At 60.2% G+C, this 21,117-nt stretch carries 19 protein-coding genes; 18 read left to right on the forward strand and 1 reads right to left on the reverse strand.

Features of this window, described 5'->3' with window-relative positions:
- Nucleotides 1-19: 19 nt before the first annotated feature.
- Nucleotides 20-808 (reverse strand): type I methionyl aminopeptidase, encoded by a 789-nt coding sequence (gene map, locus ACFWHB_RS05335; RefSeq protein WP_106886071.1) that lies wholly within the window; start codon nucleotides 806-808, stop codon nucleotides 20-22.
- A 358-nt stretch (nucleotides 809-1,166) separates the two neighbouring features.
- On the opposite strand from map, the gene rpsB reads away from it, so the two are divergent.
- The 18 genes from rpsB (at nucleotide 1,167) to ACFWHB_RS05425 (ending at nucleotide 21,076) form a co-directional block, all read left to right on the forward strand.
- Nucleotides 1,167-1,895: a 30S ribosomal protein S2 gene (gene rpsB / locus ACFWHB_RS05340; protein ID WP_025327917.1), complete on the forward strand. Its 729-nt coding sequence runs from the start codon at nucleotides 1,167-1,169 to the stop codon at nucleotides 1,893-1,895.
- A gap of 104 nt (nucleotides 1,896-1,999) precedes the next feature.
- Nucleotides 2,000-2,881, forward strand: a complete 882-nt coding sequence (gene tsf / locus ACFWHB_RS05345; protein WP_025327916.1) for a translation elongation factor Ts — start codon at nucleotides 2,000-2,002, stop codon at nucleotides 2,879-2,881.
- Nucleotides 2,882-2,952: 71 nt separating this feature from the next.
- Nucleotides 2,953-3,687 (forward strand): UMP kinase, encoded by a 735-nt coding sequence (gene pyrH, locus ACFWHB_RS05350; protein ID WP_025327915.1) that lies wholly within the window; start codon nucleotides 2,953-2,955, stop codon nucleotides 3,685-3,687.
- A gap of 96 nt (nucleotides 3,688-3,783) precedes the next feature.
- Nucleotides 3,784-4,341 carry a ribosome recycling factor gene (frr, locus tag ACFWHB_RS05355; protein WP_106886072.1) on the forward strand — a complete coding sequence of 186 codons (558 nt, stop codon included), beginning with the start codon at nucleotides 3,784-3,786 and terminating at the stop codon, nucleotides 4,339-4,341.
- 72 nt (nucleotides 4,342-4,413) lie between these two features.
- The gene (gene uppS / locus ACFWHB_RS05360; protein WP_025327913.1) at nucleotides 4,414-5,190 is read left to right on the forward strand and encodes a polyprenyl diphosphate synthase; all 777 of its coding nucleotides are present in this window, start codon (nucleotides 4,414-4,416) and stop codon (nucleotides 5,188-5,190) included.
- A 27-nt stretch (nucleotides 5,191-5,217) separates the two neighbouring features.
- Nucleotides 5,218-6,075, forward strand: coding sequence for a phosphatidate cytidylyltransferase (locus ACFWHB_RS05365; RefSeq protein ID WP_041206258.1), 858 nt, complete (start codon nucleotides 5,218-5,220; stop codon nucleotides 6,073-6,075).
- Nucleotides 6,075-7,271: a 1-deoxy-D-xylulose-5-phosphate reductoisomerase gene (ispC, locus tag ACFWHB_RS05370; protein ID WP_168235615.1), complete on the forward strand. Its 1,197-nt coding sequence runs from the start codon at nucleotides 6,075-6,077 to the stop codon at nucleotides 7,269-7,271. The genes ACFWHB_RS05365 and ispC overlap by 1 nt, the downstream gene beginning before the upstream one ends.
- Before the next feature lie 76 nt (nucleotides 7,272-7,347).
- Nucleotides 7,348-8,700: a sigma E protease regulator RseP gene (gene rseP, locus ACFWHB_RS05375; RefSeq protein ID WP_234677242.1), complete on the forward strand. Its 1,353-nt coding sequence runs from the start codon at nucleotides 7,348-7,350 to the stop codon at nucleotides 8,698-8,700.
- Between the two features lie 34 nt (nucleotides 8,701-8,734).
- Nucleotides 8,735-11,158 carry an outer membrane protein assembly factor BamA gene (gene bamA, locus ACFWHB_RS05380; protein ID WP_111909928.1) on the forward strand — a complete coding sequence of 808 codons (2,424 nt, stop codon included), beginning with the start codon at nucleotides 8,735-8,737 and terminating at the stop codon, nucleotides 11,156-11,158.
- Between the two features lie 148 nt (nucleotides 11,159-11,306).
- The gene (locus tag ACFWHB_RS05385) at nucleotides 11,307-11,819 is read left to right on the forward strand and encodes an OmpH family outer membrane protein (protein WP_025327908.1); all 513 of its coding nucleotides are present in this window, start codon (nucleotides 11,307-11,309) and stop codon (nucleotides 11,817-11,819) included.
- A gap of 3 nt (nucleotides 11,820-11,822) precedes the next feature.
- Nucleotides 11,823-12,842: a UDP-3-O-(3-hydroxymyristoyl)glucosamine N-acyltransferase gene (gene lpxD / locus ACFWHB_RS05390; RefSeq protein ID WP_106887881.1), complete on the forward strand. Its 1,020-nt coding sequence runs from the start codon at nucleotides 11,823-11,825 to the stop codon at nucleotides 12,840-12,842.
- A gap of 24 nt (nucleotides 12,843-12,866) precedes the next feature.
- On the forward strand, nucleotides 12,867-13,328 hold the full coding sequence (gene fabZ, locus ACFWHB_RS05395) for a 3-hydroxyacyl-ACP dehydratase FabZ (protein ID WP_010673414.1): 462 nt from the start codon (nucleotides 12,867-12,869) through the stop codon (nucleotides 13,326-13,328).
- A 2-nt stretch (nucleotides 13,329-13,330) separates the two neighbouring features.
- On the forward strand, nucleotides 13,331-14,122 hold the full coding sequence (lpxA, locus tag ACFWHB_RS05400) for an acyl-ACP--UDP-N-acetylglucosamine O-acyltransferase (RefSeq protein WP_106886076.1): 792 nt from the start codon (nucleotides 13,331-13,333) through the stop codon (nucleotides 14,120-14,122).
- A complete protein-coding gene (gene lpxB / locus ACFWHB_RS05405; protein ID WP_111909930.1) occupies nucleotides 14,115-15,254 on the forward strand; it encodes a lipid-A-disaccharide synthase in 1,140 nt (379 codons plus the stop codon). Before lpxA ends, lpxB begins: the two co-directional genes overlap by 8 nt.
- 80 nt (nucleotides 15,255-15,334) lie before the next feature.
- Nucleotides 15,335-15,925 (forward strand): ribonuclease HII, encoded by a 591-nt coding sequence (gene rnhB / locus ACFWHB_RS05410; protein ID WP_111909931.1) that lies wholly within the window; start codon nucleotides 15,335-15,337, stop codon nucleotides 15,923-15,925.
- A gap of 2 nt (nucleotides 15,926-15,927) precedes the next feature.
- Entirely contained in the window at nucleotides 15,928-19,407 is a 3,480-nt protein-coding gene (gene dnaE / locus ACFWHB_RS05415; RefSeq protein WP_395949620.1) for a DNA polymerase III subunit alpha, read from the forward strand.
- Nucleotides 19,408-19,423: 16 nt separating this feature from the next.
- Entirely contained in the window at nucleotides 19,424-20,374 is a 951-nt protein-coding gene (gene accA, locus ACFWHB_RS05420) for an acetyl-CoA carboxylase carboxyl transferase subunit alpha (protein WP_025327902.1), read from the forward strand.
- A 384-nt stretch (nucleotides 20,375-20,758) separates the two neighbouring features.
- Nucleotides 20,759-21,076 (forward strand): BON domain-containing protein, encoded by a 318-nt coding sequence (locus ACFWHB_RS05425; protein WP_111909933.1) that lies wholly within the window; start codon nucleotides 20,759-20,761, stop codon nucleotides 21,074-21,076.
- Nucleotides 21,077-21,117: the final 41 nt, after the last annotated feature.

Here is a 21,117-nt window from a genome sequence, read left to right on the forward strand (position 1 = left end):
TCAGGGCCGGGGCTCGATGTTAGCTGTGTTTGATGACGCGGTCGATAGTGTCATCGGGGCGCAGGGTGAGCACCTCGCAGCCATCCTCGGTGACCAGCAGGGTGTGTTCCCACTGGGCGGAGTCGCCGCCGTCCTTGGTGGTGACGGTCCAGCCATCCTTGGGATTGATGCGGCAGTGGTACTTCTTGCTGTTGACCATGGGCTCTATGGTGAAGCACATGCCCGGTTTGAGTTCCAGCTTGCCGCCGTTGCGGTAGTGCAGGATCTGCGGCTCTTCGTGGAACTCGCTGCCGATGCCGTGGCCGCAGTAGTCACGTACCACGGAGAAACCGGCCTGCTCGACGATGGGCTGGATCACGGCGCCTATCTCTGTGATGCACATGCCGGGACGCACCTGCTTGATGGCGGCGTACAGGCTCTCTTGCGCCACCTTGCACAACTGGCGACGTAGGGGCGTGGTCTGGCCCACAATGAACATGGCGGAGGTGTCGCCGTGGTAGCCATCCTTGATGACGGTGATGTCCAGGTTGATGATGTCCCCTTCCCGCAGCTTCTTGTGATTGGGGATGCCGTGGCAGATCACATCATTGACCGAGGTGCAGATGGACTTGGGGAAGCCGTGATAGTTGAGCGGCGCGGGAATGGCCTGCTGTACCTCGACGATATGGTTGTGGCACAGGGTGTTCAGCTCGTCTGTGGTGACGCCAGCCTTGACATGGGGGGCGATCATGACCAGCACATCGGCGGCCAGCTGGCCGGCAATGCGCATCTTTTCAATCTCTTCCGGTGTCTTGATTTTAATGGACATGGGATCTCTCTTGGGGCCCGACTGCGCATCCTGCCGATGCCCAACAATCAGGTAATGAAAAATAGATGCGTTTGCAATCAGGGCAAAATTTTATCCCCAACCCCCGTTTACTTCCAGTGTGATCGTCATCGCAACGTCATCCAGCAGTCGCAGCCCCGCCGGGATCCATTTTTAGCGGTCCATCTGGTGGTGTCCTGACCAAACTTATGGTATAAAGCGCGCCGGAATGGGGAACTTGTGTCCTCATGCCATCACCCTTAATCAATAACACACACACATCGACACCTGTACCGGGGTGCCCCTTTGGGGTCGGTTACATGGGATGTGTGGAGGCCTAACCCCAATACAGAGGTATAAAATGGCTAAAGTTTCTATGCGCGACATGCTGCAAGCCGGCGTTCACTTCGGTCACCAGACTCGTTACTGGAACCCGAAAATGAAGTCCTACATCTTCGGCGCCCGCAGCAAGGTTCACATCATCAACTTGGAAAAAACCGTTCCGATGTTTGACGATGCCATGAACTTCATCAGCTCCGTAGCTGCCAAGAAGGGCAAGGTCCTGTTTGTAGGTACCAAGCGTGCCGCGTCTGAAGCCGTAAAAGAAGCCGCTGAGCGTTGCGACCAGTTCTATGTTAACCACCGCTGGCTGGGCGGCATGCTGACCAACTGGAAAACCGTTCGTCAGTCCATCAAGCGCCTGAAAGATCTGGAAACCCAGAGCCAAGACGGTACCTTCGACAAGCTGACCAAGAAAGAGGCGCTGATGCGTACTCGCGAAATGGACAAGCTGGAGAAGAGCCTGGGTGGTATCAAGAACATGGGCGGCCTGCCTGACGTTCTGTTCGTTGTCGATGCCGACCACGAGCACATCGCTATCAAAGAAGCCAATAACCTGGGTATCCCGGTAGTTTCCATCGTTGATACCAACTCCAACCCGGACGGCGTTGACTATGTCATCCCGGGTAACGACGACGCTATCCGTGCCGTACAGCTGTACCTGAATGCTGCTGCTGACACCGTACTGGAAGCTCGCGCTCAGGACATCGTTGTTCAAGCCGAACAAGATGGCTTCGTTGAAGCTGAGTAATTGATAAGGACTGTAAAGCCCTTATTAACCAAGCTGATGTAATTGGTTAGCAGGGGCCCTTGTGGCCCCTGTTTCTTGTCAATTCAAGACCGAGGATACTGGACATGGCTAACGTTACTGCCGCCCTGGTAAAAGAACTGCGCGAGCGCACTGCCGCTGGCATGATGGATTGCAAAAAAGCGCTGGAAGAAGCCGCTGGTGACATCGAGCTGGCAATCGAGAACATGCGCAAATCCGGTCAGGCCAAGGCCGCCAAGAAAGCGGGCCGTATCGCCGCTGAAGGCGTGATCTTCGCCCGTACCGAAGGCAACATTGCCGCCATGATCGAGCTGAACAGCGAAACCGACTTCGTCGCCAAAGACGCCAGCTTCATGGCCATGGGCCAGAAGATCGCCGACATCGCCGCGACCCAGAAAATTGCTGACATCGACGCCCTGAAGGCCGCCGATTTCGGTAACGGTGAGTCCGTCGAGCTGACCATCACCAACCTGATCGCCAAGATCGGTGAGAACATGAACCTGCGTCGCGTGATGCTGGTTGAAGGTGACAACCTGGGTACCTACGTACACGGTTCCCGTATCGGTGTTATCACCAAGCTGACCGGCGGTACTGCCGACCTGGCCAAAGATCTGGCCATGCACGTCGCTGCCAACAGCCCGCAGTTCGTCAAGCCTGAAGACGTGTCTGCTGAAGTCGTTGCCAAAGAGCGCGAAATTCAGATCGACATCGCCATCAACTCCGGCAAGCCGAAAGACATCGCCGAGAAGATGGTTGAAGGCCGCATGAAGAAGTTCACCGGTGAGGTTTCCCTGACTGGTCAACCCTTCGTGAAGGACCCGTCCATCACTGTGGCTGAGCTGCTGAAGAAAGAAGGCGCTGACGTTGTTTCCTTCACCCGTTTCGAAGTGGGCGAAGGCATCGAGAAGCAAGAGACCGATTTCGCGGCTGAAGTTGCAGCCCAGATCGCGGCCGCTCAGAAGGCCTAATCGAACCGGTTTTTCCGTTTCCCCAGACCGCGACTTATGTCGCGGTCTTTATATGACCAGGAATCAGTGACATGAGTACCAATCCCAAGCCTGCATACAGACGTGTTCTTCTGAAGTTGAGTGGTGAAGCCCTGCAAGGATCCGAGGGTTTTGGCATTGATCCAGCGGTGCTGGAGCGGATGGCCCAAGAGATCAAAGAGCTGGTTGAGCTGGGTGTTCAGGTCGGTCTGGTCATTGGCGGCGGCAACCTGTTCCGTGGTGCCGGTCTTGCCAAGGCGGGCATGAACCGCGTGGTGGGTGACCACATGGGCATGCTGGCGACCGTCATGAACGGCCTGGCAATGCGTGATGCCCTGCATCGTGCTTATGTGAATGCCCGTCTGATGTCTGCCATCTCCCTGCAGGGTGTCTGCGATTCCTACAGCTGGGCCGAGGCCATCAGCCAGCTGCGTGCCGGCAAGGTGGTGATCTTCTCCGCCGGTACCGGTAACCCCTTCTTCACCACCGACTCCGCAGCCTGCCTGCGCGGCATCGAGATCGAAGCCGACGTGGTGCTCAAGGCCACCAAGGTCGATGGTGTGTTCACCGATGATCCGGTCAAGAACCCGGATGCAGTGCTCTATCAAGAACTGAGTTATGATGAAGTTCTTGAAAAAGAACTCAAAGTGATGGATCTTGCTGCTTTTACCCTGGCCCGCGACCACGATCTGCCGATCCGGGTGTTCAACATGAACAAACCGGGTGCATTGCGTCGGGTTATCATGGGTGAGCCGGAAGGTACCCTGATCCACCACGTCAGCAAGTAAGACAAGCCTGAGCCGCCTGGCGCGCTTGTCCATTACGCCAGTAAACAAGATAGATACGGGCCGCATGCCGGCTCGTTCGCCAAAAGGAAAACCACTGTGATCAACGAGATTAAAAACGACGCCAAGGACCGCATGGCCAAGAGCGTAGAATCGCTCAAGACCCAGATGTCCAAGATCCGTACCGGCCGTGCTCACCCGAGCCTGCTCGACGGTATCCAGGTGGAGTATTACGGTGCCGCCACTCCTCTGAAACAGTTGGCTAACGTAGTGGCAGAAGATGCCCGCACCCTGTCCATCTCCATCTTCGATCGCTCCATGATCCAGGCGGTGGAAAAAGCCATCCTGACCTCAGATCTGGGCCTGAACCCGTCCAGCAATGGCCAGACTCTGCGCGTCCCCTTGCCTGCGCTGACCGAAGAGCGTCGCCGCGATCTGACCAAGATAGTCCGTGCCGAAGCCGAAGGTGCCCGGGTTGCCGTGCGCAACATCCGTCGCGATGCCAACGCCGACCTGAAGGCGCTGCTGAAGGACAAGGAGATCTCCGAGGACGACGACCGTCGTGCCCAGGAAGAGATCCAGAAACTGACCGACGCCTTCGTCAAGCTGGTGGATGACGCCCTGGCCGCGAAGGAAAAGGAGCTAATGGAAATCTAAGCCTCCGACAGGTATATTACGAGCGCCGTGTAGTGCCCCTGCACGGCGCTTTTGTCTTTGTGGGAGAAATGAATGTCGCTTTTGGCAGCGCTAGGCGATAGCGCCAGCTCGTCCTTGCCTCGTCACGTCGCCATCATCATGGATGGCAATGGTCGCTGGGCTCAGAACCGTGGCAAGATGCGGGTCTCTGGCCACAAGGCGGGCGTGAAATCCGTGCGTGAGGCCGTGGCCTTTGCCGCCCGTGCCAAGATGGAGGCGCTGACTCTGTTCGCGTTTTCCAGTGAGAACTGGCGCCGCCCGGAAGGGGAGGTCAATGCCCTGATGGAGCTGTTCATGACGGTGCTTGGCCGCGAGGTGAACAAGTTGCACAGCAATGGCATCCGGCTCAAGGTGATCGGCGATACCGCCCGTTTCAGTGAACGGCTGCAGGCCAAGATCGCCAAGGCCGAGGCCCTGACCGCCGGCAACCAGGGACTGACTCTCAACATCGCCGCCAACTATGGCGGTCAATGGGACATAGCCCAGGCGGCCCGCAGGCTGGCTCGCGCCGTGGCAGCGGGCGAGCTGGATGCAGAGGCGGTCGATGAAGAGGCACTGGCACGCCAGGTCTGCATGGCCGACCTGCCTCCGGTGGATCTGCTGATCCGTACCGGCGGGGATCATCGCATCAGCAATTTTGTGTTATGGCAGCTTGCTTATGCCGAGCTCTATTTTACCCCGGTCTTGTGGCCCGACTTTGACGAGGCCGAGTTCAGCGGGGCAGTTGCCTCCTTCGTTGCTCGCGAGCGTCGTTTCGGGTGTACGGGTGAACAGATACGGGAATTGATCGCCGCGCAACAGACCGGCTAAACCCCGCTCCCAAGAGAGAGGTTTCTTTTGCTAAAACAACGAATTATTACCGCATTACTGTTAGTACCCCTGGTGTTGGGGGCACTGTTTTTCCTGCCATTGAAATTCTTTGCCCTGCTCGCTGCCCTGGTCTTTCTGCTGGCCAGCCGTGAGTGGAGCGCCTTCGTCTCTGCCCAGCCGCAACAATGGTTGCCGCTGGTGTTCTGCCTGTTGCTCGGTGCCAGCCTGTTCTGGGTGCCGGTAGAGCAACTCTGGATCCCCCAGCTGCATCCGCTGGTGATGGGCGTGCTCTGGACCGCCATCAGCTGGTGGCTGCTCGGGCTGCTGCTGGTGCTGCGCTACCCCCGCAGCGCCAGGTTGTGGAAAGAGTCCGTCTGGCTCAAGTCCCTGTTCGGTCTGGTGACCCTGGTGCCCTTCTTCTGGTCTCTGGTGGCCATCCGTGGGTACAACTTCTATCACGACCCCATGATGGGGGCCTGGATCCTGCTGTTCGTGATGGGCCTGGTTTGGGCGGCAGATTCTGGCGCGTATTTTTTCGGCAAGGCGTTCGGCAAGCACAAGCTGGCCCCGGCCGTCAGCCCGGGTAAAACCATAGAAGGTATGCTGGGCGGCCTCTTTACCGCCAGCGTGCTGGCCATAGGCGTGACCTGGTTCATGGGCTTCGTGCCGGCCAAGATGGGGGTGGTACTGCTCTGCTCCCTGCTGGCGGTGCTGGCGTCCGTGCTCGGCGATTTGACCGAGAGCATGTTCAAGCGTGAGGCCGGCATCAAGGATTCCGGCACCCTGCTGCCGGGCCACGGCGGCATCCTCGATCGCATCGACAGCCTGACGGCGGCGCTGCCCGTCTTCCTGCTCAGCTATCTGCTACTCGGTCAGGAGTTCTGATGCGCAATCTGGTCATTCTGGGAGCCTCCGGCTCCATCGGTCAGAGCACCCTCAAGGTGCTGCGGCAGAACCCGGGGCGCTGGCAGGTGCTGGCGCTGACCGCGGCTCGCAGCGTGGATGCCATGGTGCGGGACTGTCTCGAATTCTCCCCCCGTTTCGCCGTCATGGTGGATGAGAGCGCCGCCAGCGATCTGGCCGGTCGGCTCAAGACCCACGGCTGCCCCACCCGGGTACTCTGCGGTCAGGCTGCCCTGTGCGAAGTGGCCGCTCACCCTGACGCCCACAGCGTCATGGCGGCCATCGTCGGTGCGGCGGGTCTGGCACCCACCATGGCCGCCGTGCGTGCCGGCAAGCGGATCCTGCTGGCCAACAAGGAGGCCCTGGTGATGTCCGGCGCCTTCTTCATGGAGGCGGTGCGCCACCATGGCGCCGAGCTGCTGCCCATCGACAGCGAACACAATGCGATCTTCCAGTGCCTGCCCGAGGCCATTCAGCGCGAGCCTGGTTTCTGCGATCTGGCCGGGGCGGGCATCAGCAAGATACTGCTGACTGGCTCAGGCGGCCCCTTCCGCTATACCGACATCGACGAGCTGGCCAGGGTCACGCCGGCCCAGGCGGTGGCGCACCCCAACTGGTCCATGGGGGCTAAGATCTCGGTGGACTCCGCCACCATGATCAACAAGGGGTTGGAATACATAGAGGCGCGCTGGCTGTTCAACGCCCTCCCTGAGCAGATCCAGGTGGTGATCCACCCCCAGTCGGTGATCCACTCCATGGTGCAGTACAAGGACGGTTCAGTGCTGGCCCAGCTGGGTAACCCGGACATGTGTACCCCCATAGCCCACGCCCTGGCCTACCCGGCCAGGATTGAGTCCGGTGTGGAACCTTTGGATTTCTTCAGTGTCGGAGAGTTCAGCTTTATCCGCCCCGACTACGCCCGTTATCCCTGCCTGGCACTGGCCATGGCGGCCTGCCAGCAAGGACAGGCGGCGACCACCTCTCTCAATGCCGCCAATGAAGAGGCCGTCGCGGCTTTTCTTGCAGAGCGCATTGGATTTATGGATATTGCCAGAGTCAACGAATCCATCATGACGACACTGGGCACCAGTGCCGCAGGTTCGCTGGAGGATCTGATTGCGCTGGATGGCAGGGCCCGTGCCCATGCCCAGCAACTGATAGAGGAGCTTGCCGTATGAACGGACTGTGGTGGCCTGGTGCCGCTCTCTACGCCCTCGAGCGCCTAACTGGACATGACCCCGAGGTGATCGGCTGATGGGCGCCTTGTTATGGAATATTGGTGCCTTCATCGTGGCCCTGGGGCTGCTGGTGGCGGTGCATGAATTTGGCCACTTCTGGGTAGCCCGCCGCTGCGGCGTCAAGGTCGAGCGTTTCTCCATCGGCTTTGGCAAGGCTATCTGGCGCCGCATCGGCAAGGATGGCACCGAATATGTGCTGGCCCTGATCCCGCTGGGTGGCTACGTCAAGATGCTGGACGGCCGGGTCGATGAACTCAAGCCGGGGGAGGAGGCACAGGCCTTCAACCACAAGAGCGTCTGGGCACGGATGGCCATAGTCGCGGCCGGCCCCATGGCAAACTTCGTGTTTGCCCTGTTCGCCTTCTGGCTGATGTTCATGATAGGGGTGCCCAGCGTCAAGCCGGTGGTCGGCGAGGTGCGCTCTGCGTCCATAGTGGCCCAGGCCGGCATAGAGCCTGGCATGGAGATCGTCGGCGTCGGCGACGAGGCCACCGGAGACTGGGAGAGCGTGACCTATGCCCTCATCAGCCATCTCGGTGACAAATCGGTACAGCTCAAGCTGAAGGCGCCAGGCGCCAGCTACGCCGTCGACAAGACGCTGATGCTGGATAGCTGGACCTTCGATCCGGACAAAGAGTCCCCCATCGGCAGCCTGGGGATAGTCCCCCTCGGCGGCAAGGTGCTGCCGGTGGTGCAGGCCATAGTGCCCTCGAGCGCCAGCGAGAAGGCGGGTCTGCAGGTGGGCGATCGCATCAAGGGCGTGGGTGATCAGGCGATCACCGAATGGACCGAGTTTGTCGAGCGAGTGCAGCAATCACCGGAGCAGCCACTGCAGGTGACGGTGGAGCGCGAGGGCAGCGATCTGACCCTGACCTTGACCCCGGATGTGAAAAAAGTACGGGGCCAGCTGGTCGGTTTCGTCGGCTTGTCGCCGCAACTGGTTCCATTACCGGATGAGTATCGAGTTCTGTTACAGTATGGGCCTTTGCAAGCCCTGTGGCATGGGGTCCAGAAGACCTGGAGCCTGATCACGCTGACCTTTGACATGATCGGCAAGCTGATCGGTGGCATCGTCTCCCTGGACAACCTGAGCGGCCCCATCTCCATCGCCAAGGGGGCTGGCAGCAGCGCAGATTACGGGTTGGTCTATTTCCTCGGTTTCCTGGCGCTCATCAGCGTCAACCTGGGGATCATCAATCTGTTCCCCCTGCCGGTGCTGGATGGGGGCCATTTGGTCTACTTCCTCATCGAGGCAGTCACCGGCAAGCCGGTACCAGAAAAAATTCAGGAAATTGGGTTCAGGATAGGCGCCGCCATTCTGATGTTACTGATGGGCATTGCGCTGTTTAATGATTTCGCTCGCCTCTGAGGCTAGAGCATCAACAAGGACACATAAGAACAAAATGGCTGTTAAAAAAGCATTGGTGTTGAGTTGCCTGCTGGGAGCCAGCTTCCTGGCTCAGGCGGCCCCTGCCTCTTTTGTGGTGCAAGACATTCAGGTCGAGGGTCTGCAGCGGGTGACCCTGGGCGCCGCCCTGTTGAATCTGCCGGTCCGGGTCGGTGACTCCGTGGACTCGGTGGCCCTGGCCAACGCCATCAAGAAGCTCTATGCCTCCGGCAACTTCGAGGACGTCAAGGTCTATCGTGACGGCCAGGTGCTGCAAGTCGTGGTGAAGGAACGCCCGACCATCTCCAGCATCGAGTTTTCCGGCAACAAGGACATCAAGGAGGAGCAGCTGACCCAGAGCCTGGAGTCCTCCGGCATCCGCGTCGGTGATCCCCTGGATCGCACCGTGCTGAGCTCCCTCGAGAAGGGACTGGAAGATTTCTACTACGGCGTGGGCAAGTACTCCGCCAAGGTCAAGGCCATAGTCACCCCGCTGCCTCGCAACCGGGTCGACCTCAAGTTCACCTTCGTGGAAGGGGAAGCGGCCAAGATCCAGCAGATCAACATAGTCGGCAACCAGGTGTTCCCGGAAGAGAAACTGCTGGCCCAGCTCTCCTTGAAGGACGACGTGCCCTGGTGGAACTTCACCGGCGATCAGCGCTATCAGAAGCAGAAGCTGGCCGGTGACATCGAAGTGCTGCGCTCCTACTACATGGACCGCGGCTACATACGTTTCGCCCAGGAGTCCACCCAGGTCTCCATGACCCCGGACAAGAAGGGCGTCTACGTCACCCTGAACATCAAGGAAGGGGATCAGTACAAGGTCTCCGGCGTGCAGCTCAAGGGCGATCTCATCGACCGTGGCGGCGATATGAAGGGGCTCATCCCCATAGAGGCGGGCAGCGTCTACTCCGCCAGCCAGGTGACCCACACCGAAGAGGTGCTCTCCAAGTTCCTCGGCCGTTATGGCTATGCCTACCCCAAAGTGGTCACCTTCCCCCAGGTCAATGACCAGACCAAGGAAGTGGAGCTGATCGTCAACATAGAGCCGGGCCCCCGTGTCTATGTGCGCAACATCAACTTCAGCGGCAACGTCACCACCAAGGACGAAGTGCTGCGTCGCGAGATGCGTCAGATGGAAGGCACCTGGCTCTCCTCCGACAACGTCGAGCAGTCCAAGACCCGTCTCAACCGCCTCGGCTTCTTCGAGACCGCGGAAGTGGATACCAAGCGGGTGGCGGGGAGCGACGATCAGGTCGATCTCGACTTCAAGGTCAAGGAGCAACCGGCAGGTTCCATCAACGCCGGCATCGGCTACGGTACCGAGTCTGGTCTGAGCCTGCAGGCGGGCCTGCAGCAAGACAACTTCATGGGGACCGGCAAGAAGATCGGCATCAATGCCAGCACCAACGACTACTCGAAGAACATCGATCTCAGCTACAACGATCCCTACTTCACCGTCGATGGCGTCAGCCTGGGCGGCCGCCTCTACTACAACAAGTTCAGCGCGGCCGATGCCAACATAGTCGACTACGAAAACACCACCATAGGCTTCCGCCTCTCCAGTGGTTTCCCGGTCAACGAGAACAACCGTCTCGACTTCAGCCTCGGCTACGAGAACAACAAGCTGTCCCAGCCCAACCCCTATGTGCAGGTGGATGAGTTCTGGAAGGTGTACCAGGCCAACCTGGACGGCGACAACCGCATGGTGTTCAACACTGTGGATGTCACCGCCGGCTGGACCCGTTCCACCCTCAACAAGGGTCAGTTCCCGACAGCGGGTGACCGTCAGCGGGTGAACGCCAAGGTGACTGTGCCTGGCATGGATTTGCAGTACTTCAAGCTCAACGCCGAAGACTCCCATTACTTCCCGTTTGATGCGGACCACCAGTGGGTCATGCTGGCCAAGGCCCGCGCCTCTTACGGCAATGGCTATGGCAGCAACGGTGACTACGACCACGTGCTGCCCTTCTTCGAGAACTACTATGCCGGTGGCTTCGATACCCTGCGCGGCTTCAAGAGCAACACAGTCGGTCCTAAGGCGCTCTACTACTACAACCTGGGCGGTAACGACGTGATCCAGGGCACCGACAGCTCTGTGGGGGGCAATGCCCTGGCGGTGGCCTCCCTCGAGATGATAGTGCCGACGCCGTTCGCGTCTGAAAGCTACCAGCCCCAGCTGCGGACCAGCTTCTTCATCGATGCCGGTACAGTGTGGGACACCACCTTCGAATATGGTCAGTACCAGAACCGTTGCTTCAGTGGCTGTAACTATCTGATGGACTATTCTGACCCCACCAATATCCGGATGTCGGCGGGTCTGTCACTGCAGTGGCTCTCCCCCATGGGCCCCCTGGTGTTCGTGATTGCACAACCGCTCAAGAAATACGAAGGGGACGATACCGAAGTCTTCTCCTTCAACATCGGCCGTACCTTCTAAGGGCGCGGACGCTCCCCCACTTCGGTGGGGGTATTCAATGATGGGACGCGCAGCTTGCGTGCCTCACCAGGTAACAAGCCGGTCCCAGAGATCGCTTGCACAATCAGGTAAATCAGGTAGCCCTCAACCGAGGGACCAAGGAGTAAGTGTGAATAAAGCGTTGAAAGTAGCTGGTTTGAGTTTTGCACTGATGGCTGCCGGTATGGGCTCCGCCTGGGCTGAGACCAAGATCGCCGTGGTAGACATGGGCGAAGTCTTCCAAAAGCTGCCCCAGCGTGAAGCCGTGGCCAAGAAGCTGAAGGGTGAGTTCGAGCCGCGCATGCGCGAGCTGCAGAAACTGGAATCCGACGGTCAGGCTCTGGTCGAGAAGTTCAAGAAGGACGAAGCCTTCATGAGCAACGAGCAGAAGAAGCAGAACCAGGAGAAGCTGGCCAAGCTGCAGATGGAGTTCAATCAGAAGCGTCAGGCGTTCGAGCAGGACAACGGTCGTCGTCAGGCTGAAGAGCGCAACAAGATCCTGACCAAGGTACAGGCTGCCATCGATTCCATCGCCAAGAGCAATGGCTATGATCTGGTGCTGGAGCGCAATGCTGCTCCCTATGCCGCCAGCAAGCTGGACATCTCCAGCCAGGTTATCTCTCAGGTAAGCAAGAGCAACTAATTGATGGCATTCACTCTCGCACAGCTGGCCCAGCAACTGGGGGCCGAGGTCCATGGGGATGGGACCCGGGAAATCCGCAAGGTAGCGACACTGGAAAAAGCCGGGGAGGGGGAGATTGCCTTCCTGTCCAACAAGAAGTACCGGCATTTCCTGGAGCAGAGCAAGGCGACTGCCGTGCTCATCACTGAGGCGGACCTGCCGTTTTGCCCCACCAATGCCCTGGTGCTCAAAGATCCCTATGTGGGGTTTGCCCGGGTAGCCCAACTGCTGGACACCACACCGCAGCCGGCCACGGATATACATCCGAGTGCCGTCATAGCGGCGGATGTGCAACTGGGCGAGAGAGTGGCCATCGGCGCCAATGCGGTCATCGAATCCGGCGTCGTGCTGGGGGATGATGTCCGCATAGGTCCGGGCTGTTTCGTTGGCAAGAATACCCGACTGGGAGCACGCTCCCGGTTGTGGGCCAACGTCACCCTGTATCATAACGTGACCCTGGGCACGGACTGTCTGGTGCAAGCCGGCACCGTGATCGGGGCCGACGGTTTCGGTTATGCCAACGAGCGTGGCGAGTGGATCAAGATCCCCCAGCTCGGTGGCGTGACCATAGGCAACCGGGTGGAAATCGGTGCCTGCACCACCATAGACCGCGGTGCCCTGGAAGACACCCGCATCGCGGACAACGTCATCATCGACAACCAGTGCCAGATCGCCCACAACGTCGAGATTGGCTACGGCACCGCAGTGGCGGGCTCGACCGTGATGGCCGGTAGTCTCAAGGTCGGCAAATACTGTATCATTGGCGGCGCTTCCGTCTTTAACGGGCACATGGAGATCTGCGACCAGGCCACCGTCACCGGTATGGCCATGGTGATGCGACCCATTACCGAGCCCGGCATCTACTCTTCCGGCATTCCCCTGCAAACCAATAAAGAGTGGCGTAAGACCGCCGCCCGGGTGATGCGTATCGAAGAGATGCACAAGCGGTTGAGCCGACTTGAGAAAAAGCTGGATCAAGAATAATCACGATTGGTATAGGGTACTGTTTTGACTACTGAAAAGAAAAGCCTGGGGATCCAGGAAATCATGGATCTGCTGCCCCACCGTTATCCGTTCCTGATGGTGGACAAGGTGGAAAATTATGAGATCAGCGATGAGCGCAAGACCCTGCGCGCCATCAAGAACGTCTCGTTCAACGAGCCGATCTTCCAGGGGCACTTCCCGGCCAAGCCGGTGTTCCCCGGCGTGCTGATCCTGGAGGCCATGGCCCAGGCGACCGGTATCCTGGCCTTTACCATGGTGGGCAAGCCGTCCCCCAATGAGCTCTATTACTTCGCCTCCATCGACAATGCCCGCTTCAAGCGTCCGGTCGGCCCTGGCGATCAGCTGGTGCTCGACGTAGAGTTCCTGAAGGAGCGTCGCGGCATCGCCAAGTTCACCGGCGTTGCCACCGTCGACGGTGAAGTGGTTTGTACCGCCGAACTGATGTGCGCCAAACGCGAGGTGTAACCGTGATTGACCAGACTGCCATCATCCACGATACCGCCATCGTCCATGAGTCTGCCGTGATCGGCAAAGGGGTTGAAATCGGCCCCTTTACCGTCATAGGTGCCGAGGTGGAGATAGGTGACGACACCTGGGTGGCTTCCCACGTGGTGATCAAGGGCCCGACCAAGATAGGTCGCGGCAACAAGATCTTCCAGCACACCTCCATAGGTGAGGATTGCCAGGACAAGAAGTACGCCGGTGAGCGTACCTTCCTCGAGATCGGCGACAACAACGTGTTTCGCGAGAACTGCACAGTGCACCGCGGCACCACCCAGGATCAGAGCCTGACCCGGGTCGGCAGCGGCAACCTCTTCATGGTCAACGTCCACGTGGCCCATGACTGCATGATCGGTGACAACTGCATCTTCGCCAACAACGCGACCCTGGCGGGCCACGTTCACATAGGTGACTTCGTGATCTTCGGCGGTCTGTCTGCCATTCACCAGTTCGGCCGCGTCGGCTCCCACGCCTTCGTCGGTGGCTGCGCCGCCCTGAACAAGGACGTGCCGCCCTACGTGATGGCCGCCGGCAACTACGCCAAGCCGTTCGGGGTCAACTCCGAAGGGCTGCGTCGTCGTGGCTTCAGCGCGGAAGCCATTTCGGCCGTCAAGCGTGCCTACAAGGAGATCTTCCGCTCAGGCAAGACCATCGAAGAGGTGCTGCCGGTACTGAGCGAGATGGCGGCTACCGAGCCGGCCGTCCAGCTCTATGTGGATTTCCTCAAGGGCAACGAGCGCGGGATCATCCGTGCCTAAGCCTATCCGCATCGGCATAGTCGCCGGAGAGACCTCCGGCGACATCCTGGCTGCCGGTCTGGTGCGCGAGCTGCTGGCTCGCTATCCCGATGCCCAGTTCGAAGGGATCGCCGGGCCGCGGATGCAGGCCCTGGGCGTCAAGGCCCTGTTCGAGATGGAAGAGCTTTCCGTCATGGGCATCAGCGAGGTGCTGGGACGTCTGCCCCGGATCCTCCAGGTGCGCCGCGAGCTGCTGCGCCACTTTATTGCCAATCCTCCTGACATCTTCGTCGGGGTGGATGCACCTGATTTCAATATCGGGGTGGAGCTGAAACTGCGCCGCGCCGGTATCAAGACGGTCCACTATGTCAGCCCCTCTGTCTGGGCCTGGCGTCAGGGCCGTATTCACAAGATCAAGGCCGCCACCGACATGGTGCTCGCCTTCCTGCCGTTCGAGAAAGCCTTCTACGACCGTTTCGATGCCCCCTGCCGCTTTGTCGGGCACACCATGGCGGACGACATTCCCCTGGTGCCGGATCAGCAGGAGATGCGCGAGGCACTCGGCCTGGAGCCGGGCCGCCGCTGGCTGGCGGTGTTGCCGGGCAGCCGCAGCGCCGAGGTCGGCTTCATGTCCCCCGTCTTCCTCGAGGCGTGCAAGCACCTGACGGTGCACTGCCCGGATCTCGGCTTCATAGTGCCGCTGGTGAACGAGACGCGGCGCGAGCAGTTCCTCGCCATCAAGGCCGAAGTGGCGCCGGATCTCGACATGGTGCTGCTGGACGGTCAGGGCCGTGAGGCCATGATAGCCGCCGACGTGGTGATGCTGGCCTCCGGCACGGCCGCGCTGGAAGCCATGCTGGTGAAGCGGCCCATGGTGGTGGGTTACAAGCTCAAGCCGCTCAGCTACTGGCTGGCCCAGTGGCTGGTGAAGACGGAGTATGTCTCCCTGCCGAATCTGCTGGCAGACCGGATGCTGGTGCCCGAGCTCATCCAGCATGAGTGCACCCCGGCCAATCTGGTGGAAGAGGTCAGCAAGTTGCTGGAGCACGACAACAGCGAGCTCATCGCCACCTTCACCAAGTTGCACCAGAAGATCCGCTGCAACGCCGATGTGCAGGCCGCCGAGGCGGTGGCCGAGCTGCTCGACAGCTAGGGTGGCTGGCGGCGCGCTTTTGGCGTTATGTTGTGCTGATACTGGCCCTGCGGGGCCGGTTTTGATTCAAGGCCTGTGATATGACGATCGATATTCCACAAGACAAGCTGGTAGCAGGGGTTGACGAGGTGGGCCGTGGCCCCCTGGTGGGTGACGTGGTCACCGCCGCGGTGATCCTGGATCCCGCCAATCCCATTGAAGGCCTCGCCGACTCCAAGAAGCTCTCCGAGAAGAAGCGCCTCGCCCTGTATGGCGAGATCAAGGCAAAGGCCTTGGCCTGGTCCATAGGCCGCGCCACCCCGGATGAGATCGACCAGCTCAACATACTGCACGCCACCATGCTGGCCATGCAGCGCGCCGTGGCGGGCCTCTCCATGACACCCGAGCTGGTCTTTATCGACGGCAACCGCTGCCCAAGCTTGCCCATGGAGGCGCGCGCCGTGGTCAAGGGCGACAGCCTGGTGGCCGCCATCAGCGCCGCCTCCATCCTCGCCAAGGTGACCCGTGATGCCGAGATGACCGAGCTGGACAGCCGTCATCCCGAGTACGGCTTCGCCCGTCACAAGGGTTATCCCACCGCCGAACACCTCGCCATATTGGCCGAGCGCGGCCCCTTGCCCGAATATCGGCAGAGCTTCAAACCGGTGCGCCGGGCGCTGGGGATCGAATAACCATGGCCGATCCTCGCTTCGTCCACCTGCGGGTCCACTCCGACTTCTCCATGGTCGATGGGCTGCAAAAGATTGGCCCCATCGTCTCGGCCGCCGCGGCCAACAACATGCCGGCCCTGGCCCTGACCGACCAGATGAACATGTGCGGCCTGGTGCGCTTCTATGGCTCGGCCCATGGCAAGGGGATCAAGCCTCTGGTCGGGGCGGATTTCTGGGTGCAGAGCGATGAGCTCGGTGACGAGCAGTTCCGCCTCACCCTGCTCGCCATGGACAACGACGGCTACCAGAACATCACCCTGCTCATCTCCCGCGGCTACCAGCGCGGTCACGTGCAGGGGCGCCCCGTCATCGACAAGGGCTGGCTGGTCGAACATGCCAAGGGGGTGATAGTGCTCTCAGGCGGTCGCGAGGGGGATCTGGGCAAGTTCCTGCTCAAGGGCAACCGCCAGATGGTGGAGCAGAGCCTCGCCTTCTACCGGACTCACTTCCCGGATGCCTACTACCTGGAGCTGCTGCGTACCGGTCGACCCGATGAAGAGGTCTACCTGCACATGGCGGTGGCCATCGCCGCCGAGTTCGAGCTGCCGGTGGTGGCCACCAACGAGGTGGTGTTCCTCGGGGCTGACGACTTCGATGCCCACGAGATCCGGGTCGCCATCCACGACGGCTACACCCTGATGGACAAGCGCCGTCCACGCCGCTACAGCCCGCAGCAGTACCTGCGAAGCCAGGAGGAAATGTGCGAGCTGTTTGCCGACATTCCCGAGGCGCTGGAAAACACGGTGGAGATCGCCAAGCGCTGCAACGTGACTGTGCGTCTGGGCGAATACTTCCTGCCCAACTTCCCGACCGGTGACATGAGCACCGAAGACTTCCTGGTAATGAAGTCCAAGGAGGGGCTGGAGGACCGTCTGGCCTTCCTGTTCCCGGATCCGCAAGTGCGCGCCGCCAAGCGCGGCGAGTACGACGAGCGCCTCGACATCGAGCTCAAGGTGATCAACCAGATGGGTTTCCCGGGTTACTTCCTCATAGTGATGGAGTTTATCCAGTGGTCCAAGGACAACGGCATCCCCGTCGGCCCGGGCCGGGGCTCGGGGGCGGGATCCTTGGTGGCCTACGCCCTCAAGATCACCGATCTGGATCCCCTCGAGTTTGATCTGCTGTTCGAACGTTTCCTCAACCCCGAGCGGGTCTCCATGCCCGACTTCGACGTTGACTTCTGCATGGACAGACGGGACGAGGTGATCGAGCACGTCTCCGAGATGTATGGCCGGGAGGCGGTGTCCCAGATCATCACCTTCGGCAGCATGGCGGCCAAGGCGGTGGTGCGGGACGTGGGCCGGGTGCTGGGTCACGCCTATGGTTTCGTGGATCGCATCTCCAAGCTGATCCCGCCGGATCCGGGCATGACCCTGGCCAAGGCTTTCGAGGCCGAGCCCAAGCTGCCCGAGCTCTACGAGCAGGACGAAGAGGTCAAGGACCTCATCGACATGGCGCGCCGGCTGGAAGGGGTGGTACGCAACGCCGGCAAACACGCCGGTGGTGTAGTAATAGCGCCTACCAAGATCACCGACTTTGCGCCGCTCTATTGCGACGACTCCGGCAATCACCCTGTCACCCAGTTCGACAAGAACGACGTGGAATACGCCGGGCTGGTGAAGTTTGACTTCCTGGGGCTGCGTACCCTGACCATCATCGACTGGGCGCTCGGCATGATAAACCCGCGCCTGGCCAAAGAGGGCAAGCCGCCGGTCGACATCGCCGCCATCCCGATCCACGACAAGAAGTCGTTCGATCTGCTGCAGCGGTTCGAGACTACTGCGGTATTCCAGCTCGAATCCCGCGGCATGAAGGATCTGATCAAGCGGCTGCAGCCCGACTGCTTCGAAGACATGATCGCCCTGGTGGCGCTGTTCCGGCCGGGCCCGCTCCAGTCGGGCATGGTGGACAACTTCATCGAGCGCAAGCACGGCAAGGAGGCGATCTCCTATCCAGACGAGAAGTGGCAGCACGAGAGCCTCAAGCCAATCCTTGAGCCCACCTACGGCATCATCCTCTATCAGGAGCAGGTGATGCAGATAGCCCAGGTGCTGGCGGGCTATACGCTGGGTGGGGCTGACATGCTGCGCCGGGCCATGGGCAAGAAAAACCCGGCAGAGATGGCCAAGCAGCGATCGGGGTTTGAGGAGGGCGCCGTCAAGAACGGCGTTGACGGCGAGCTGGCGGTGAAGATCTTCGATCTGGTGGAGAAGTTTGCGGGCTACGGCTTCAACAAGTCCCACTCCGCCGCCTATGCGCTGGTCTCCTACCAGACCCTCTGGCTCAAGACCCACTTCCCGGCCGAGTTCATGGCGGCGGTGATGACAGCCGACATGGACAACACCGACAAGATAGTGACGCTAGTGGACGAGTGCCAGCGCATGGGGCTGACCGTCATACCCCCTGACGTGAACACCGGCCGCTATCGCTTCTCGGTCAATGAAGATGGCCATATTGTCTACGGCATAGGCGCAGTGAAAGGGGTCGGCGAGGGCCCCATAGATGCCATTCTCAGCGCGCGGGATCAGGACGGCCCCTTCCGGGATCTGTTCGACTTCTGCAACAGAGTCGACATCAAGAAGCTCAACAAGCGGGTGATGGAAAAACTCATCCTCTCCGGCGCCATGGACCGACTGGGCCCGCACCGGGCGGCGCTGATGGCGACGCTGGAAGAGGCCATGCGCGCCGCCGAGCAGCACGCCAAGGCGCAGGCGGTGGGGCAGGTCGACATGTTCGGGGTGCTCACCGAGGAGATAGACGACGTCAAGAAGGCGTTCGCCAACGTGCCGCACTGGCCCGACAAGGTGTGGCTGGAAGGGGAGCGCGAGACCCTCGGGCTCTACCTCACCGGTCACCCCATCAACCAGTACAGCAGCGAGCTGCGTCGCTACACCTCGGGCCGTCTGTGCGATCTGCATCCCACCTCCCGGGATACGGTGACCACGGCCGCCGGGCTGGTGATCGCGGCCCGCAGCATGGTGACCAAGCGCGGCAACAAGATGGGGATCTTCACCCTGGACGACAGATCCGGCCGTCTGGATGTGACCCTGTTCAGTGAAGCGCTGGAAAAATACGAAGAATTGATGCAAAAAGACCGTATTTTAGTGGTTTCTGGACAGGTCAGCTTTGATGACTTCTCCGGTGGCCTTAAAATGTCGGCCCGCGAATTGCTGGATATCAACGATGCGAGGGAGCGTTTCGCCAGGGCGATCCGCATTTCCCTCGATGAACAACGCATTGACGAACGCTTTTTCCCGCGTTTGTGCGAGATTTTGGAGCCCGCCCGTGCCGGAGTCTGTCCGGTTCAGGTAAACTATCGTCGGCCCGGCTCCCGGGCGCGATTGACGCTCGGTACCGAGTGGCGGGTGACGCCCACCGATCAACTGATAGATGACTTGCGAGTCCTGCTTGGACGAGAGCGGGTTGAATTGGTTTTTGATTAGAGGATCTATTGTCCCTATGAGTCTTTTTCTGGATTTTGAACAGCCGATCGCCGAATTGCAGGCTCAGATCGATGAACTTCGCCATGTGAGCGAGCACAACAGTGCCGTGGATCTCAGCGAAGATATCCGTCGGCTGGAGAAGAAAAACGAAGAGCTGACCAAGAAGATCTTCGGCGATCTGGGGGCCTGGCAGGTGTCCCAGATGGCGCGTCATCCCCAGCGCCCCTACACCCTCGACTACATCGAGCAGATCTTCACCGACTTCGACGAGCTGGCCGGTGATCGCGCCTACGCCGATGACAAGGCCATCGTCGGCGGCATAGCCCGCCTGGACGGCGAGCCCGTGATGGTGATTGGTCAGCAGAAGGGTCGCGAGACCAAGGAGAAGATCCGTCGCAACTTCGGCATGCCGCGCCCGGAAGGGTACCGCAAGGCTCTGCGCCTGATGCAGATGGCCGAACGCTTCAAGATGCCGATCATCACCTTCATCGACACCCCGGGCGCCTACCCCGGCGTGGGTGCCGAGGAGCGTGGCCAGTCCGAGGCCATCGCCCGCAACCTGAAAGTCATGGCCGGTCTGACAGTGCCGGTGGTCTGCACAGTGATAGGTGAAGGCGGCTCCGGCGGCGCGCTCGCCATCGGCGTGGGTGATCGGGTCAACATGCTGCAGTACTCCACCTACTCCGTCATCTCGCCGGAAGGCTGTGCCTCCATCCTGTGGAAGAGCGCCGACAAGGCACCGGTGGCTGCCGATGCCATGGGCATCACGGCCCAGCGCCTGAAGGAGCTCAAACTCATCGACAGCATCGTCGAAGAGCCCCTCGGCGGTGCCCACCGCAACGTGGAGCTGATGGCCCAGCGCCTGAAGGATCGCATCAAGCAAGACCTGGCTGCCTTGCGCCCGCTGGACAGCGACCAGTTGCTGGAGCAGCGCTACCAGCGCCTGCTGGGCTACGGCTACTGCTGATGCCCGGCCTTGTGCCCTGAAGAGTGCCTGAAAAGTGCCGGAAGGCCCCTGCTGATGCGGGGGCCTTCTTTTTTGGGCTGAACCTTGGGGTCTTGCTGGCGGGGGGCCTTATCGCCCTTGATGGTGCGCACCATGGCATGGATTGCGTTCGGCGAAGCCTGAGTGGGAAAAGTGGGGCGGGTATGGGACGGCTGTGTTCGCCAGCGTACAGACGGGAAGGGGGAAGGGGAATAACCTGGCTGTCAGGTATACAGGTTGCCGTCAATGCGCCAGTCAGCGTGCAGCAACGGTAACAGCTCTGTGGTGTGAGAGGCAGGGCGCCATGGCTGGTCATTCTCCAGATGTTGCCAGCGTCATGTTCACTCGAGAGGGAGTCAGATCGTCATGAAAAACCCTAACCATGTTACCAATGCCTTCGTTGCCGCCCTGTTGCTGGCTGCCATCGCCATGGGCTGCGCCTCAACGGCCAACAAGGAAGGAACGGGAGAATATATCGATGATTCCGTGGTCACCACCAAGGTGATCTCTGCGATATTTTCCGACCCTGAACTCAAATCGGCAGAAATCAATGTGGAAACCTTCAAAGGGGTGGTGCAATTGAGTGGCTTTGTCAGCTCCAAGGCGAGCATCGACAAGGCCAGCAGGGTGGCCAGCGGGGTCGCTGGAGTCACCTCGGTGAAAAATGATCTGCGTTTGAAGTGATGCCGTAAACGCAGCCACCAAAAATACAAGGGGCGGGTATA

This window comes from Aeromonas mytilicola subsp. aquatica (genome assembly GCF_044336385.1).
GTDB classification, from domain to species: Bacteria; Pseudomonadota; Gammaproteobacteria; order Enterobacterales; family Aeromonadaceae; genus Aeromonas; species Aeromonas rivipollensis.